The 15,439-nt window shown below is 69.2% G+C and carries 15 protein-coding genes; 6 read left to right on the top strand and 9 right to left on the bottom strand.

Annotated features, from left to right (window positions below; genetic code table 11):
• Positions 1-299 precede the first annotated feature (299 nt).
• Entirely contained in the window at positions 300-941 is a 642-nt protein-coding gene (locus IE107_RS04830) for a DNA-3-methyladenine glycosylase (protein WP_189541361.1), read from the bottom strand.
• 73 nt (positions 942-1,014) lie between these two features.
• Between IE107_RS04830 and IE107_RS04825 the strand changes: the two genes are divergently transcribed.
• The 3 genes from IE107_RS04825 to IE107_RS04815 all read left to right on the top strand — a co-directional run bounded on the left by IE107_RS04825 (position 1,015) and on the right by IE107_RS04815 (position 3,053).
• Positions 1,015-1,797 (top strand): sporulation protein, encoded by a 783-nt coding sequence (locus IE107_RS04825; protein WP_189541358.1) that lies wholly within the window; start codon positions 1,015-1,017, stop codon positions 1,795-1,797.
• 55 nt (positions 1,798-1,852) lie between these two features.
• Entirely contained in the window at positions 1,853-2,383 is a 531-nt protein-coding gene (locus IE107_RS04820; RefSeq protein ID WP_189541356.1) for a YbhB/YbcL family Raf kinase inhibitor-like protein, read from the top strand.
• 163 nt (positions 2,384-2,546) lie between these two features.
• Positions 2,547-3,053, top strand: coding sequence for an HNH endonuclease (locus tag IE107_RS04815; RefSeq protein ID WP_189541354.1), 507 nt, complete (start codon positions 2,547-2,549; stop codon positions 3,051-3,053).
• 60 nt (positions 3,054-3,113) lie between these two features.
• On the opposite strand, the gene IE107_RS04810 is transcribed toward IE107_RS04815, so the two are convergent.
• The 4 genes from IE107_RS04810 to IE107_RS04795 all read right to left on the bottom strand — a co-directional run bounded on the left by IE107_RS04810 (position 3,114) and on the right by IE107_RS04795 (position 6,344).
• Positions 3,114-3,881 carry a sulfite exporter TauE/SafE family protein gene (locus tag IE107_RS04810; protein WP_189541352.1) on the bottom strand — a complete coding sequence of 256 codons (768 nt, stop codon included), beginning with the start codon at positions 3,879-3,881 and terminating at the stop codon, positions 3,114-3,116.
• A gap of 61 nt (positions 3,882-3,942) precedes the next feature.
• The gene (locus IE107_RS04805; RefSeq protein WP_093895790.1) at positions 3,943-4,872 is read right to left on the bottom strand and encodes an SPFH domain-containing protein; all 930 of its coding nucleotides are present in this window, start codon (positions 4,870-4,872) and stop codon (positions 3,943-3,945) included.
• 146 nt (positions 4,873-5,018) lie between these two features.
• Positions 5,019-5,447, bottom strand: coding sequence for an NfeD family protein (locus tag IE107_RS04800; RefSeq protein WP_189541351.1), 429 nt, complete (start codon positions 5,445-5,447; stop codon positions 5,019-5,021).
• A 99-nt stretch (positions 5,448-5,546) separates the two neighbouring features.
• Complete coding sequence (locus tag IE107_RS04795; RefSeq protein ID WP_189541349.1) at positions 5,547-6,344, bottom strand: ABC transporter ATP-binding protein; 798 nt, start codon at positions 6,342-6,344, stop codon at positions 5,547-5,549.
• 142 nt (positions 6,345-6,486) lie between these two features.
• Between IE107_RS04795 and IE107_RS04790 the strand changes: the two genes are divergently transcribed.
• The gene (locus IE107_RS04790) at positions 6,487-7,272 is read left to right on the top strand and encodes an Rv1486c family protein (RefSeq protein ID WP_189541347.1); all 786 of its coding nucleotides are present in this window, start codon (positions 6,487-6,489) and stop codon (positions 7,270-7,272) included.
• Between the two features lie 271 nt (positions 7,273-7,543).
• Here the strand turns inward: IE107_RS04790 and IE107_RS04785 are convergent, their stop codons facing one another.
• Together IE107_RS04785 and IE107_RS04780 are read right to left on the bottom strand one after the other, a co-directional pair.
• Positions 7,544-8,188, bottom strand: a complete 645-nt coding sequence (locus IE107_RS04785; protein WP_189541345.1) for a response regulator — start codon at positions 8,186-8,188, stop codon at positions 7,544-7,546.
• On the bottom strand, positions 8,181-9,326 hold the full coding sequence (locus IE107_RS04780) for a GAF domain-containing sensor histidine kinase (RefSeq protein ID WP_189541343.1): 1,146 nt from the start codon (positions 9,324-9,326) through the stop codon (positions 8,181-8,183). Before IE107_RS04780 ends, IE107_RS04785 begins: the two co-directional genes overlap by 8 nt.
• Before the next feature lie 442 nt (positions 9,327-9,768).
• On the opposite strand from IE107_RS04780, the gene IE107_RS04775 reads away from it, so the two are divergent.
• A complete protein-coding gene (locus IE107_RS04775; RefSeq protein WP_189541341.1) occupies positions 9,769-10,533 on the top strand; it encodes a transglycosylase SLT domain-containing protein in 765 nt (254 codons plus the stop codon).
• Positions 10,534-10,629: 96 nt separating this feature from the next.
• On the opposite strand, the gene IE107_RS04770 is transcribed toward IE107_RS04775, so the two are convergent.
• On the bottom strand, positions 10,630-13,170 hold the full coding sequence (locus IE107_RS04770; RefSeq protein ID WP_189541339.1) for an ABC transporter ATP-binding protein/permease: 2,541 nt from the start codon (positions 13,168-13,170) through the stop codon (positions 10,630-10,632).
• 377 nt (positions 13,171-13,547) lie between these two features.
• Between IE107_RS04770 and serB the strand changes: the two genes are divergently transcribed.
• Positions 13,548-14,804, top strand: coding sequence for a phosphoserine phosphatase SerB (serB, locus tag IE107_RS04765; RefSeq protein ID WP_189541337.1), 1,257 nt, complete (start codon positions 13,548-13,550; stop codon positions 14,802-14,804).
• 65 nt (positions 14,805-14,869) lie between these two features.
• Here the strand turns inward: serB and IE107_RS04760 are convergent, their stop codons facing one another.
• Positions 14,870-15,388: a SixA phosphatase family protein gene (locus IE107_RS04760; RefSeq protein WP_189541335.1), complete on the bottom strand. Its 519-nt coding sequence runs from the start codon at positions 15,386-15,388 to the stop codon at positions 14,870-14,872.
• Positions 15,389-15,439: the final 51 nt, after the last annotated feature.

The following is a 15,439-nucleotide window of genomic DNA, read 5'->3' as shown; positions in this document are numbered from 1 at the left end:
CGGCGGCTCCAACCTTACCAGACTCTTTTTCGTTCCGTTTCCGGTTCGAATTTGAATTCCGGTGACCGCTGGAGTGGCCTTTGCCTTTCGGCGTGTCCACTACATTAGCCGATCTCCCTGGCGACTCATAATCGAGTCGAGTGGATTGAATTACGGCATGCAAAATTCGCACCCGTCAGGGTTGTTCGTAGGTAGTGGTTGGCCGCTCCGGGATGCTCGGATGCGGTCCGAGAGACCGTACCGACAGCAGTGCCCGTTTCAAGCGGCTCGGGATACAGTAGGCGGCCCCCAAGGGCGAGTCAAATTGCGCGGCGGCGAGGCACATGGGCCCGGTAGGGGCTCACCGTGGGGTCGCCGTCGATCCAGAAGCGCCAGGGGTGCGTGGCTCCGTCGCCGCCCACTCCGGTGCGTGGGCCGTTGCGTACCTGGTCACGTGGTGGCGGGGTGCCGTGCAGCACGGACAGCGGGGCGCCGGGGTGGGCGATGACGTCGGTGCCGTTCAGTGCTCGGTCGACATCGAGGGCGGTGGCAAGGCGGGCCGGACCTTTGGCCAGTTCCTTGTCATTGCGGGCCGAGTTTCGACGGTGGCGCGTGAGTTCGGCACCGACCTGGATGTCGCCGGCACGGAGCAGAACCCCGCTGGCCCTGCCCTCGGGACCGCACACCAGGTTGAGGCAGTGCCACATCCCGTAGGTGAAGTAGACGTACGCGTGGCCGGGCGGTCCGAACATCACGCTGTTGCGTGCGGTGCGGCCCCTGAACGCGTGCGATCCGGGATCGATCTCACCGGCGTACGCCTCCACCTCGGTGAGACGGAGCTCGATGGGCCCTTCCGGAGTGGCGCGCACCAGGGTCCGGCCCAGGAGGTCGGGTGCGACCTCCAGTACGGGGCGGTCGAAGAAGTCGCGTGCCAGCGGCGTACGGTCCAAGCCCTCGATCATGGCGGTCGAGGTTACCGGGAACCGACTACGGTCGTGGCGCGTATGTAGGGGTCAGGACCAAGGAGGAGTAAACATGGGCTTCAAGCGGCTGCTCGCGAGCCTGGGTGCCGGCGGCGCCTCGGTGGAGACCGAGCTCTCCGAGCTCAACGTCGTACCGGGCGGAGTCGTCCAGGGTGAGGTGCGGATCCAGGGCGGATCCGTGGATCAGCAGATCGAGGGGCTCTCCGTGGGGCTGCAGGCCCGGGTCGAGGTCGAGGGCCAGGACACGGAGATCAAGCAGGACATCGAGTTCACCAAGTTGCAGCTCGGTGGCGCGTTCGAGGTGCGGGCCGGTGCCGTGCACGTCGTTCCCTTCGGGCTGGAGATCCCGTGGGAGACGCCGATCACGATGTTCGCCGGTCAGCACCTGCACGGCATGAACATCGGTGTGACCACGGAGCTGGAGATCGCGCGGGCGCTGGACTCGGGCGACCTGGACCCGATCAATGTCCACCCGCTGCCAGCGCAGCAGGCCATCCTCGACGCCTTCGGGCAGCTCGGCTTCGGCTTCCGCAGCGCGGACATGGAGCGCGGTCACATCCGCGGCACGCGGCAGCGGCTGCCGTTCTACCAGGAGATCGAGTTCTTCCCGCCGCAGCAGTACCGCGGTCTGAACCAGGTGGAGCTGACGTTCGTCGCGGACGACCGTGAGATGGATGTCGTCCTGGAGATGGACAAGAAGCCGGGACTCTTCAGCGAGGGCAGCGACTCGTACCGCGCCTTCAAGGTCGGGCTGAACGACTTCCAGGGGACCGACTGGGCGGCGTATCTCCATCAGTGGCTGGCCCAGGTCGGCGGTCAGCGCAACTGGCTCTAGGGTCGGTGGGAGACCTGCCGACTGCAGTAGTACAGCGATCAGGAAAGGTGCTGACGTGACCGAGCCGAAGAAGGCGCCGCTGCCGCACGACTTCCATCCGGAGGTGCCGTCGTTCACGGTGGAGAGCGAGGATCTCGCTCCCGGCGCCGTGCTGGCGGACGCTCAGGTGTTCGCGGCCGGGAACACCTCGCCGCAGCTGCGGTGGGAAGGGTTTCCGGCGCAGACCAAGAGCTTCGCCGTGACCTGCTTCGACCCCGATGCCCCCACCGGCAGCGGATTCTGGCACTGGGTGGTCTTCGACATCCCGGCCTCGGTCACGGAGCTGCCGGCTGGTGCGGGCAGCGGGAAGTTCGACGGGCTGCCCGCCGGTGCCGTACAGGTCCGCAACGACTACGGGTCGAAGGAGTTCGGCGGCGCCGCGCCGCCGGCTGGGGAGAACCACCGCTATGTGTTCACCGTGTACGCGGTGGACACCGAGAAGCTGGGGGTCGACAGCGATGCGTCGCCCGCGGTCGTCGGGTTCAATCTGCGGTTCCACACGCTGGGCCGTGCTCAGCTGATCGGTGAGTACACGGGTCCCGCCTGAGCCTGTTCCGGGGTTCCACCGAGAGTTCCCCCGCTGTTTGCCCTGTCCTGGTCCTGGAGAGATCAGGGCAGGGCACTTTTTATTGCGTTGTCCATCACGGCCTGCCCGGCCAGAGTTGATCCGGGCCTGCCAGGGGGCGGGCGGCACACGGGAGGTGGGCGAGATGCGGGACACGCTGGTACTGAACGCGAGCTTCGAGCCGCTGTCGACGGTGACGCTGAACCGTGCGGTGGTGCTGATTCTGCAGGACAAGGCCGTCGTCGAGCAGTCGCATCCCGATCTCCGTATGCGTGGCGCCGCCGTGGACATTCCGGTGCCCCGGGTGATCAGGCTCTGCCGGTACGTACGGGTGCCCTTCCGAAGACATGCCGCGTGGTCCCGCAGGGGTGTGCTGATACGGGACCAGCACCGGTGCGCGTACTGCGGGCGGCGGGCGAGCACCGTCGACCATGTCGTGCCGCGCGCCCAGGGCGGCCAGGACACCTGGCTCAACACGGTGGCGTCCTGCGCCGAGGACAATCACCGCAAGGCGGCCCGGACGCCGGAGCAGGCGGGGATGCCGCTGCTGCGCCAGCCGTTCGTGCCGTCTCCGGCGCAGGCGATGCTGCTGGCACTGGGGGCCGGTGAGCGGTCGGAGCTGCCGGAGTGGCTGGAGAGCGCAGCGGCGTAGTCGGCCTGCACATTCTGTCGTGGCGGAAGCCCGTCTCCGGGGGAGACGGGCTTCCGTGTGTCAGCGGAGCACCAGCTGGACGATGGCGACCGTGCCGACCGCGACGATGAGGACGCGCAGGACCACGGGGCTGAGGCGGCGGCCGATCCTGGCGCCGATCTGGCCGCCCAGCGCGGAGCCGACCGCGATGAGCACGACGGCCGTCCAGTCGAAGTCCGCGACGAAGAGGAAGAAGACCGCGGCGATGCTGTTGACGACGGCGGCCAGCACGTTCTTGACGGCGTTGAGGCGCTGCATGGTGTCGTCGAGCAGCATGCCCATCAGGGAGAGGTAGATGATCCCCTGGGCTGCGGTGAAGTAGCCGCCGTAGACGCTGGCGAGCATCAGTCCGACGAACAGGAGCGGCCCGCCGTCGGAGTGGGTCCGGGTGCCGCTGTGCTCGCGTCGGCGCTGGACCGCTTTGCTGATGCGTGGTTGCAGGATGACCAGGACGAGCGCCAGGGCCACCAGGACCGGCACGATGGTCTCGAAGGCCGTGGAGGGCAGGGCCAGCAGGAGGGTGGCGCCGGTGAGGCCGCCTATCAGGGCGCCGACGGAGAGTTTGAGTACGCGGCGGCCCTGGCCTTCGAGCTCCTTGCGGTAGCCGATGGCGCCGCTGACCGAGCCGGGAATCAGGCCGAGGCCGTTGGAGACGGTGGCCGTGACCGGGGGCAGACCGGTGGCGAGGAGCACGGGGAAGGTGATCAGCGTTCCCGAGCCGACGATCGTGTTGATCGTGCCGGCGCTGATGCCCGCTGCGAAGACGGCGAGCATCTCCCAGAAGTTCATGGCGAATCCCCCGTGCGTGATCGGTGCTTGGTGCACCGATCATGCACGGGGCGTGTACGCGTCAGTCGACCGGGGGTTGCTCCCGGCGTTCCTTGCCCGTGTCGAAGCCCGGGGCGCCGTTGCCGAGGTTGCCGAAGGCGCCGCTGAGTCCCTTGAGGGCGTCGCCGATCTCGCTGGGCACGATCCAGAGCTTGTTGGCGTCGCCCTCGGCGATCTTCGGGAGCATCTGGAGGTACTGGTACGAGAGGAGCTTCTGGTCGGGGTCTCCGGCGTGGATGGACTCGAAGACCGTACGGATCGCCTGGGCCTCGCCCTCGGCGCGCAGGGCCGATGCCTTGGCCTCGCCCTCGGCGCGCAGGATCGCGGACTGCTTCTCGCCCTCCGCGGTGAGGATGGCGGACTGGCGCGTTCCTTCGGCCTGGAGGATCGCGGCGCGCTTGTCACGGTCTGCGCGCATCTGCTTCTCCATCGAGTCCTGGATGGAGGTGGGCGGCTCGATCGCCTTGAGCTCGACGCGGTTGACGCGGATGCCCCACTTGCCGGTGGCCTCGTCGAGGACTCCCCGCAGGGCCGCATTGATCTCCTCGCGGGAGGTCAGCGTCCGCTCCAGGTCCATGCCACCGATGATGTTGCGGAGGGTGGTGACGGTGAGCTGCTCGATCGCCTGGATGTAGCTGGCGACTTCGTAGGTCGCTGCCCTCGCGTCGGTCACCTGGTAGTAGATGACGGTGTCGATGTTGACGACCAGGTTGTCCTGGGTGATCACCGGCTGGGGCGGGAACGGCACGACCTGTTCACGGAGGTCGATGCGGTTGCGGATGGAGTCGATGAATGGAACGACGATGTTCAGGCCTGCGTTGAGCGTGCGGGTGTAGCGGCCGAAGCGCTCCACGATGGCGGCGCTGGCCTGCGGGATGACCTGGATCGTCTTGATCAGGGCGATGAAGACGAGCACCACCAGAATGATCAGGACGATGATGATCGGTTGCATCGTGTTCCTCGTTGCCCTTCGGTTGCCGACGGATCGCGATGATCGAGGTCGAGTTCGCGGGAGGAGCCGGATGCTGCGCCGGCCCCGATCTCATGATGATCTACATCGAGTCTGACAGAACGCGCTCTGCCTTGTGGGTGGTTCGGTCACATGACGACTGCCGTGGCTCCGTCGATGTCGACGACATCGACCTGTTGGCCCGGATCGAAGCTCTGGCCCTCGTCGAGTGCGCGGGCGGACCAGATCTCCCCGGCCAGTTTGATCCGGCCGCCGCTGCCGTCCACCCGTTCCAGGACGACGGCTTGACGGCCTTTCAGCGCATCTATGCCGGTGGCGAGTTGGGGGCGGTCCGTACGGTGTCTGGCAGCGATCGGGCGGACCACGGCGATGAGCGCCACGGAGACCACGACGAAGACCAGCACCTGGGCCACGATGCCGCCGCCGAGTGCCGCGACCACTGCCGCGGCGACCGCTCCGACGGCAAACATGCCGAACTCGGGCATCGCGGTCATGACGAGGGGGATGCCCAGTCCCACCGCGCCGATCAGCCACCACACCCACGCGTCGATGTCCACGTGGTCATGGTAGAACCGCGAACACCCTCGCGGACAGGGCGCGAGCCGGCCGCTGCGCCCGGTTGGGCACTTCGGGCCGGAAGTTGTCGTCGGCCGTGCTTACGAGAGCGGCAGTCCGTGGGCCGTGTAGCGGTCGCCGGTGTGCTCGACGACGAGCGGCAGTCCGAAGCAGAGGGAGAGGTTGCGGGAGGTGAGTTCGGTCTCCATGGGGCCCGCGGCGAGCACCTTGCCCTGGCGGATCATCAGGACGTGGGTGAACCCGGGGGCGATCTCCTCGACATGGTGGGTGACCATGATCATGGAGGGGGCGTACGGGTCGCGGGCCAGCCGGCCGAGGCGGCGGACCAGGTCCTCGCGGCCGCCGAGGTCGAGTCCCGCCGCCGGCTCGTCGAGCAGCAGCAGCTCGGGGTCGGTCATCATGGCGCGGGCGATCAGGGTGCGCTTGCGCTCGCCCTCGGACAGGGTGCCGAACTTGCGGTCGAGGTACTCGGTCATGCCGAGCCGGTCGAGGAAGGCGCGGGCGCGCTCCTCGTCGACGGCCTCGTAGTTCTCGTGCCAGGTGGCGGTCATGCCGTACGCGGCGGTGAGCACCGTCTGCAGCACGGTCTGGCGCCTGGGCAGCTTCTCGGCCATGGCGACGCCCGCGATGCCGATGCGGGGGCGGAGCTCGAAGACATCGGTGCCGACGCCGCCGAGCTGCTCGCCGAGGACCTTGGCGGTGCCGGTGCTCGGGAAGAGGTAGCTGGACGCGATGTTGAGGAGGGTGGTCTTGCCTGCGCCGTTGGGTCCGAGGATGACCCAGCGCTCCCCCTCCTTGACCGACCAGGAGACGTCGTCCACCAGAGCGCGTCCGTCGCGGACCACGGATACGTCCACCAGCTCCAGTACATCGCTCATGGCGCGTTGTCTCCCCATGCAGTGTCGAGATCGTCGGTGCCTGCGGGCACAGCTCCCAGGGAAATCTACGCCACCGTACGAGTGCTCCCGGCGCTGGGCCCGCGTGACGACGGGCCCCGGGCCCGTTCCCTAGGCTGTTCCCATGCTTTCGGAACCACGCTCAGGGCTGCTGGCCGCTTGGGGAAACGCGCTTCTGGCGGGACTGGTGTCGCCCGACGAGGCGGCGCTCGCCATTGTCGGGGAGGACGCGGTACACCGCGTCGAGGGACTGCCGGGCGAGGCGGGGCCGGTCGGGCTCACGCTGGCGCTCGGGCGGTTGCGGAGTCTGGGGGTGACGGGCTTCCGGGTGGCACTGCCGGCTCCCGGGCATCCGCTCGGGCTGAGCGGTCCGCCGGAGTTCAACGCGCGGGCGCTGGAGGCCGAGGAGGCGGTGGTGGCCTTCGGTGCGCCGTACGGACTGGTTCCCGAGGTGCGTGAGGCGGGGCCGGAAGGGGATCTGCACATCGAGGTGGTGTGGCGTTGTCTGCCTGTACGGGAGGCGCCGCCGGCCGATGTGCCGTCGCTGAGCGAGGCGGAGCGGGAGCTCGCCGAGGGCTTGCGGGACGCGACGGCGGTGCTGTCGCGGCTGGACGTGGCCGGTTCGGGGCCGGTGGCCGAGGCTGCGGTGGACGCGTACCGGGCGCGGGCGGAGCGGGGGCGCGAGGTGCTGGCTCCGGGGTATCCGCCGCGGGCGGTGCGGGTGCTGGAGCTGGCTCAGCGGGTGGGGCTGCTGATCTCGGTGGCGTACGGGAACGGGCACGGCGGGGCGGTGAGCGCCTCGGAGATCGCGGCCCGGAGTGAGGCGCTGCGGCCGGTGGAGCGGGTCGCCCGGCGGGCGCAGGTCGCCGCGTACAACGCGTATGTGGAGGAGCGCGAGCGGGAGCGGTAGGCCCCGGACCGGTACCGGATGCCGCCGGAGGGGCACAGGGCGGTGAGCGCCTCGTGCCCGTCCGGCGACGTACGGCCGTGGGTCCGGTCGGGCCGCAGGGCCGGTCGGCCGTTGCGGCCGAAGCTGCCGGGGCCGGGTCGAGCGGGCCGATCATGTGGTCCGTGTTCGCCGACCGCGTGCACCGGGCCCCGGGCCCCGGACGACGTTGCCGCCGACCACGCCCGGGGAGTGACCGCGGCAGTCCGGAAGGAAGCGGTCCGCTCGGCGCGGGTCAGCCCGCCGCTCCGTGCCGGACGGCCCAGAGGGCGGCCTGGGTCCGGTCCGAGAGGTCCAGCTTCATCAGGATGTTCGAGACGTGTGTCTTGACGGTCTTCTCGGAGAGGACCAGGGCCCGCGCGATCTCGCGGTTGGAACGGCCGTCGGCGATCAGGCCCAGCACCTCCCGCTCCCGTTCGGTGAGCGTGCTCCCCCGGCCCGTACTGCTGCCCGGGTCCTCCTGGGCCAGCAGGGCTCCCGCCACCTCCGGCTGGAGCAGGACGTGGCCCGCGTGCACCGAGCGGATGGCACCGGCCAGGGCGTCCGGGTCGACGTCCTTGTACACGTAACCGGAGGCTCCGGCGCGCAGGGCGGGGACCACCGTGCGCTGCTCGGTGAAGCTGGTGACGATGAGGACCTTGGCGGGGTTCTCCAGCTCGCGGAGCCGGCGCAGGGCCTCGATGCCGTCGGTGCCGGGCATCTTGATGTCCATCAGGACGACGTCGGGACGGAGCTCCTCGGTCCTGGCCACTCCCTCGGCGCCGTCGGCCGCCTCGCCGACCACCTCTATGTCGTCCTGGATCTCCAGGAACGTACGCAGACCTCGGCGGACCACCTGGTGGTCGTCGACCAGCAGCACCCTGATGATCCTGTCAGCCACCGGGCACCTCCATCTCGATCGTGGTGCCCTTGCCGGGCGCCGATTCAACGGTGAGCCTTCCGCCGACGCCGTTCGCGCGGTCCCGCATGGACACCAGGCCCAGATGCCGGCCCGCCTGCCGGGTCGCCGCGGGTTCGAAGCCGCTGCCGTCGTCGGTGATCCTCAGCAGTGTGCCGCTGCCGTGCCGGGCCAGCGTGACGCCGACGTGCTCCGCCCCGGAGTGGCGCAGCGCGTTGTGCAGGGCTTCCTGGGAGACCCGGAGCAGCGCCTCCTCCTGGGCGGCGGGCAGGGCCCGGATGCCCAGACTCTCGAAGGTGACCCGGGCCGTGTGGGCCCGGTCCAGGACCTGGATCTGGGTACGGAGGGTGGCGATGAGGCCGTCCTCGTCGAGCGCCGCGGGGCGCAGCTCGACGACGGCGGCGCGCAGTTCGTCCACGGCTTCCGCGGCGAGCGCGGCGACCTGCTGGAGCTCGCCCTTGGCGCGGGCCGGGTCGCGGTCCACGAGGGTGGTGGCGGCCTGGGCCGTCAGCCGCAGGGAGAAGAGCTTCTGGCTGACCGCGTCGTGCAGCTCGTGGGCGAGGCGGGAGCGCTCCTCCGCGATCGTCAGCTCGCGGCTGCGCTCGTAGAGGCGGGCGTTGGTGAGGGCGATCGCCGCGTGCTGGGCGAGGATGGCCAGCAGCTCCTCGTCGTCGGCGGTGAAGCCGCAGCTGCCCTCGGGTTTGGGGCAGCGCTTGTTGGCGAGGAAGAGCGCTCCGATGATCTCCTCGCCGTCCCGGATGGGCAGGCCGAGGAAGTCGGACATGTCGGGGTGGGCGTCGGGCCAGCCCTCGAAGCGGGGGTCCTTGCGGACATCGGCGAGCCGCTCGACCTCGGCCTCGTGGAGCATCGCGGCGAGGATGCCGTGCTGTCTGGGCAGCGGGCCGATGGCCTTCCACTGCTCGTCGCTGACCCCGTCGACGACGAACTGGGCGAAGCCTCCGTGATCATCGGGGACACCCAGGGCCGCGTACTCGGCGTCCAGCAGTTCTCGCGCCGAGGCGACGATCGTCTTCAGGACGTCGCGTACTTCAAGATGCCGGCTCATGGCGAGCAGCGCGGCGCTCACGGCTGCGAGACCCGACGGTGGGCGATGGCTCATGGCCTCACCGTACCGGCGGGGTTCGAACGCCGGATCGGCCTGTGGACGGCTGCGGATTAGGGCGCAGGGACTAGGTCCGGCTGCCCCCGAACAGCGGGGCGGAGAGCACCTCACGGTCCGCATTGGATCGGAATCTGACACTCCGAATTGCTTGAGCAACGGTTGGTGAGATTGTTACCCGCCCGATGTGAGGCCGCACATAGGACCCACGTCACTTACGAAGCCCGCTAGTGGATGCATAAGTGCCGCATCAGTGGCTATGAGCGCGGTCCAACACGTTGGAGCGGGGTCCCGTCCCACTACCAGGGTTCGTACGTCACACCTTTGCCACCAGATTTTGCTGGCGCTAAGAATTGCACTCGTCCCCGACGGAGATGCGAAAACGCCGCTTCCCGTCTTCGTCCTCCGTGAGGACTCCCGCGATTCGAAGAGGTATGCCTGCATGTCCGTGTCCAGCATCCCTGGCCGTCGTCGTCGCCTGAACAAGACCCAGAAGCTCTCCGTCGCGGGCATCTCCGCCATGGCCCTCGCCGCTCTCTCGTTCTCGCTCGTCCCCGCCAATGCAGACCCCAAGCCCGAGGCTGCGGCCCCCGCGTCCTCCGAGCCCGCGGTCTTCACGTCGGTCGCCGGTACTCCGCAGGCCAAGGCCGTGCAGGCCAGCATCATCGAACAGCACTCCACCGCCGAGCAGCTGGTGAAGGCCGCGGACCTCGCCAGGGCCAAGGAGGCCGCCGCCGCGAAGGCCAAGGCCGCCGAGGCCGCCAAGATCAAGGCCGAGGCCGAGGCGAAGGCCAGGGCCGCCGCCAAGGTGAAGGCGGAGGCCGTCGCCGCCAAGCGCGCCGAGACGCAGGCCGCCAGCCGCTCCGAGGCCCGCACCCCGGTGTACGCCAACAACCTGGACGGCTGGATCAGGGAGTCCCTGGACATCATGCGGGCCCACGGCATCCCCGGCTCGTACGAGGGTCTGCACCGCAACATCATGCGCGAGTCGAGCGGCAACCCGAACGCGGTCAACGGCTGGGACATCAACGCCCAGAACGGCACCCCGTCCTGCGGCCTGCTCCAGGTCATCAAGCCGACGTTCAACGCGTACCACGTCCCGGGCACCTCGTGGAACATCTACGACCCGGTCGCCAACATCACGGCCGCGGCCAACTACGCGGCCGACAAGTACGGCTCGATGGACAACGTCAACAGCGCGTACTGACCGGCGCCGCGGTACGCCGGACGGCATCCGCACACGCCGAAGGGCGGCACCCCGCGCGGGGTGCCGCCCTTCGGCGTCCGGTGCCGGTGTCCGCGGCTACTTGCGCATGACCTCCGGCTCGTGGCGGCGCAGCAGTCGCGCGACCGCGATGCCGCAGACGATGCCGAGCAGCAGCAGTACCGAGATGTTGATCCCCCACTGGCCGGCCGAGTGCTCCCACAGCGGGTCCAGATCGGTCGGGTTCTTCGGGTCCCACGGCGCCATGAGGTGCGAGAGGTCCAGCGTCGCGCCCGCGCCTGCGATGGCCCAGCGGGAAGGCATCAGCCAGGCGAACTGCTCCAGGCCGGGCGACCCGAACACCTGGAAGAGGATGCCGGTGAAGACGACCTGGACGATCGCGAACATGACCAGCAGCGGCATGGTCTTCTCGGCGGTCTTCACCAGCGAGGAGATCACCAGGCCGAACATCATCGAGGTGAAGCCGAGCACGATGATCGTCAGGCAGAGCTCGACGGCCGGCGGCATGATCAGCCCCTCTTCGGGCAGCTCGCGGGTGGCGAAGCCGATGCCGCAGATGATGACGCCCTGGATCGCGGTGATCACGCCGAGGACGATCACCTTGGACATCAGGTAGGCGGAGCGGGAGAGGCCGGTGGCCCGTTCCCGTTCGTAGATGACGCGTTCCTTGATCAGTTCTCGTACGGAGTTGGCCGCACCGGAGAAGCACATGCCGACCGCGAGGATCAGCATGATCGTTCCGGCGGCTCCGTTGAACCGGGCCGGCGGCTTCGGCGGGGCCAGGCCGAAGTCGGCCGGGATGACCACACTGACGACGCCGAGCACGGCGGGCAGGATCACCATCAGACCCATGAAGCCCTTGTCCGACGCGATCACCGAGACGTAGCGGCGCATCAGCGTCCACAGCTGGGCCGACCAGCTCTGCGGTTTCGGCGGGCGCATCTGCTGCGGGGGCGGCATGTGTACGGACTGTGCGGCGACGGCGTCGATGTCCGCGGCGTACATCTGGTAGTGCTGCGAACCGCGCCAGCGGCCCGCCCAGTCGTAGTCGCGGTAGTTCTCGAACGCGGAGAAGACATCGGCCCAGGTGGTGTAGCCGAAGAAGTTGAGCGCTTCCTCCGGCGGGCCGAAGTAGGCGACGGAACCGCCCGGCGCCATGACGAGCAGCTTGTCGCAGATCGCCAGCTCGGCGACGGAGTGCGTGACGACCAGGACGGTGCGGCCGTCGTCGGCCAGTCCGCGCAGCAGCTGCATGACATCGCGGTCCATGCCCGGGTCGAGGCCGGAGGTCGGCTCGTCGAGGAAGATCAGCGAGGGCTTGGTGAGCAGTTCGAGCGCGACGGAGACGCGCTTGCGCTGACCGCCGGAGAGCGAGGTGACCTTCTTGTCCTTGTGGATGTCGAGCTTGAGCTCGGCGAGGACTTCGAGGATCCGGGCCTGGCGCTCGGCCTCGGTGGTGTCCGCGGGGAAGCGGAGCTTGGCCGCGTACTTGAGCGCCTTGATGACGGTGAGTTCCTTGTGCAGGATGTCGTCCTGCGGGACCAGCCCGATGCGCTGGCGCAGCTCGGCGAACTGCTTGTAGAGGTTCCGGTTGTCGTAGAGGACGTCGCCCTGGTTGGCGGGCCGGTAACCGGTGAGCGCCTTGAGCAGGGTGGACTTGCCGGAGCCGGACGGGCCGATGACCGCGATGAGCGACTTCTCCGGGACGCCGAAGGAGACGTCCTTGAGGATCTGCTTCCCGCCGTCGACCGTCACCGTGAGATGGCGGGCGGAGAAGGAGACCTCACCGGTGTCGACGAACTCTTCGAGCCGGTCGCCGACCAGACGGAAGGTCGAGTGACCGACGCCGACGATGTCGTTGGGGCCGATGAGCGCGGAGCCGGACTTGGAGAGCGGCTGACCGTTGACGTACGTGCCGTTGTGGGATCCGAGGTCACGGATCTCGAAGCGGCCGTCGGGTGTCGCGTGGAATTCGGCGTGGTGGCGCGAGACCTGGAGGTCGGAGACGACCAGCTCGTTCTCCAGCGCACGACCGATGCGCATGACGCGGCCGAGGGCCAGCTGGTGGAACGTGGTCGGGCTGCGGTCGCCGTGCACCGGCGGGGCCCCCGCGGCCCCGCCGGGACCGCCCGCGCCGGGCGTCCTCGCCATGCCCTGCTGCTGCGGGACCTGGGGCTGTACGGGCTGCTGCTGCGGCCAGCCCTGCTGCGGCTGCTGCGGAGCGGGGTCCTGCCGGCCGGGCCAGCCCTGCTGCGGCTGCTGGACGGGGGCCTGCTGGGCACCCGCGCCCTGCCCGCTGTACACATCGGCGCCCGGCGCGGCGGTGAGACTCAGCCGCGGGCCGTCCGTGGCATTGCCCAGGTGCACGACGGAGCCGGGGCCGATCTCCAGCCGCTGGATCCGGCTGCCCTGCGCATAGGTGCCGTTGGTGCTGCCGTGGTCCTCGATGGACCAACTCCGGCCATCCCAGCTGATCGTGGCGTGCCGCCACGAGACCCTGGCGTCGTCGATCGTCACGTCGCCCTGCGGATCGCGCCCGAGGGTGTACGGCCTGGACGGATCGAGCGTCCAGGTCCTTCCATTCAATTCCAGTACGAGTTCCGGCACTCCGCGCCCCACTAGTTGTCCCCCGAGTTGCCCCCATCACAGGAGGCCTAGGGATGCTGAACATCGTGAGGAACTATTCCAGGACCAGTCCCGGATACGAAAGTCGGGCGGGGTGAAGACCCCGCCGAGACCTGCATCGTTACTGTGCCGACACGAATAAAGGGAGCAGTGCACGGTAAGCGCCCCGAGTACGTACGAACCGCCAGAAAAAGTAAAATCCAGGGCGCCCTCGAACCGCCGGGATTTCCGTCCTCGGCCACCGGACGGATGCGGACGCGCGCGGTCCGTCACCGGCCGTGTGCTCCGGGCGGGGGTAGGGGGCCGACGCGCTGTCCGGTCCTCGGGACGGGCCTCCGGCTCCTCGCGGGGGCCGATACGGTGGGAGCACCATGAGCGCATCTCAGCCACCTCGGTCCTCCTCGTCTCCTGAGCCCTCTGAGCCCCGTCAGGGCACCGACACCCCCACCCTTCTCGTCAAGATCTTCGGGAAGGACCGCCCCGGCATCACCGCCGGGCTCTTCGACACCCTCGCCGCCTACTCCGTCGATGTCATCGACATCGAGCAGGTCGTCACCCGTGGCCGCATAGTCCTGTGCGCGCTGGTCACCGCTCCCACCGCGGGCGGCACCACCGAGGGCGATCTGCGGGCGACCGTGCACAGCTGGGCCGACTCGCTGAAGCTCCAGGCCGAGATCATCTCCGGCACGGGTGACAACCGGCCGCGTGGCGACGGGCGTTCCCATGTGACGGTGCTCGGACACCCGCTGACCGCGGAGTCGACCGCCGCCATAGCGGCCACGATCACCTCCACCGGCGGCAATATCGACCGTATCTTCCGGCTCGCGAAGTACCCGGTCACGGCGGTCGAGTTCGCGGTGTCGGGCACCGGGACCGCGGAGCTGCGGACCGCGCTGGCGACGGAGGCCGCCGGCATCGGTGTCGATGTGGCGGTGGTGTCGGCCGGACTGAGCCGCCGGGCGCAGCGCCTGGTCGTGATGGACGTCGACTCGACGCTCATCCAGGACGAGGTCATCGAGCTGTTCGCCGCTCACGCGGGCTGCGAGGACAAGGTCGCCGAGGTGACCGAGCAGGCGATGCGCGGCGAGCTCGACTTCGAGCAGTCGCTGCACGCACGGGTGGCGCTGCTGGCCGGGCTCGATGTGTCGGTGGTGGACAAGGTCCGCGCCGAGGTGCGGCTGACACCGGGCGCGCGCACCCTGATCCGTACGCTGAAGCGGCTCGGCTACCAGGTGGGTGTGGTCTCGGGCGGGTTCACCCAGGTCACCGACGACCTGAAGGAACGGCTCGGGCTCGACTTCGCCTCTGCCAACACTCTGGAAGTGGTCGACGGAAAGCTCACGGGCCGGGTCGTCGGCGACATCGTCGACCGGGCCGGCAAGGCCCGGCTGCTGCGCAGTTTCGCCGCGCAGGCCGGGGTGCCGCTGGCGCAGACCGTCGCGATCGGTGACGGTGCGAACGACCTGGACATGCTGAACACCGCCGGGCTCGGGGTGGCCTTCAACGCCAAGCCGGTGGTCCGCGAGGCCGCGCACACCGCGGTGAACGTGCCGTTCCTGGACACCGTGCTGTATCTGCTCGGCATCACGCGCGAGGAGGTCGAGGCCGCCGACGGTCTCGTCGACTGACGCGTACACGCATACGGAGCAGGCCCCGGCGGAAGCGCCGGGGCCTGCTCCGTACGACAGCGGGATCAGTCGTTGGGCGTCCAGTACTCGACCAGCCTGCCCACTCCGTGCTCCACGCCCTTCCAGGAGCCGGTGAACTCGACGACGGCGAACGCCGCGGTGGGAAAGCCGCCGCGGGTCATCCGGGTCAGGGCGTCGCCCTCGGCCGACTCCGAGAGGGCGTCGGCGACCGCGTGCATGCCGGGGTTGTGGCCGATGACCAGGAGGTCGCGCACATCGTCGGGGGTCTCGTTGATCAGGGCGATGAGCTCGCCGAGGGAGGCCTCGTACAGCCGCTCCTCGTACACGGTCCTGGGGCGGTGCGGCATCTCGTGGACGGCCAGCTTCCACGTCTCGCGCGTCCTGGCAGCGGTGGAGCAGAGGGCCAGATCGAGGTCGATCCCGGAGTCGGCGAGTTTGCGGCCTGCGACCGGGGCATCCTTGCGGCCGCGGTCCGCGAGCGGCCGCTCGTGGTCGGAGTCCTGCGACCATTCCGCCTTTGCATGCCTGAGAAGGACGATCCTGCGAGGTGTATCGACGCTCATACACCTCAGCTTCGCATGAAATGTGCCGCCCGGCGCAGGGTGTTGAAGCGC

The organism is Streptomyces gelaticus (assembly GCF_014649535.1).
In the GTDB taxonomy this organism is placed as follows: domain Bacteria; phylum Actinomycetota; class Actinomycetes; order Streptomycetales; family Streptomycetaceae; genus Streptomyces; species Streptomyces gelaticus.
The sequence above is the reverse complement of the archived record's forward strand: the minus strand, read 5'-3'. Positions and strand labels throughout refer to the sequence as shown.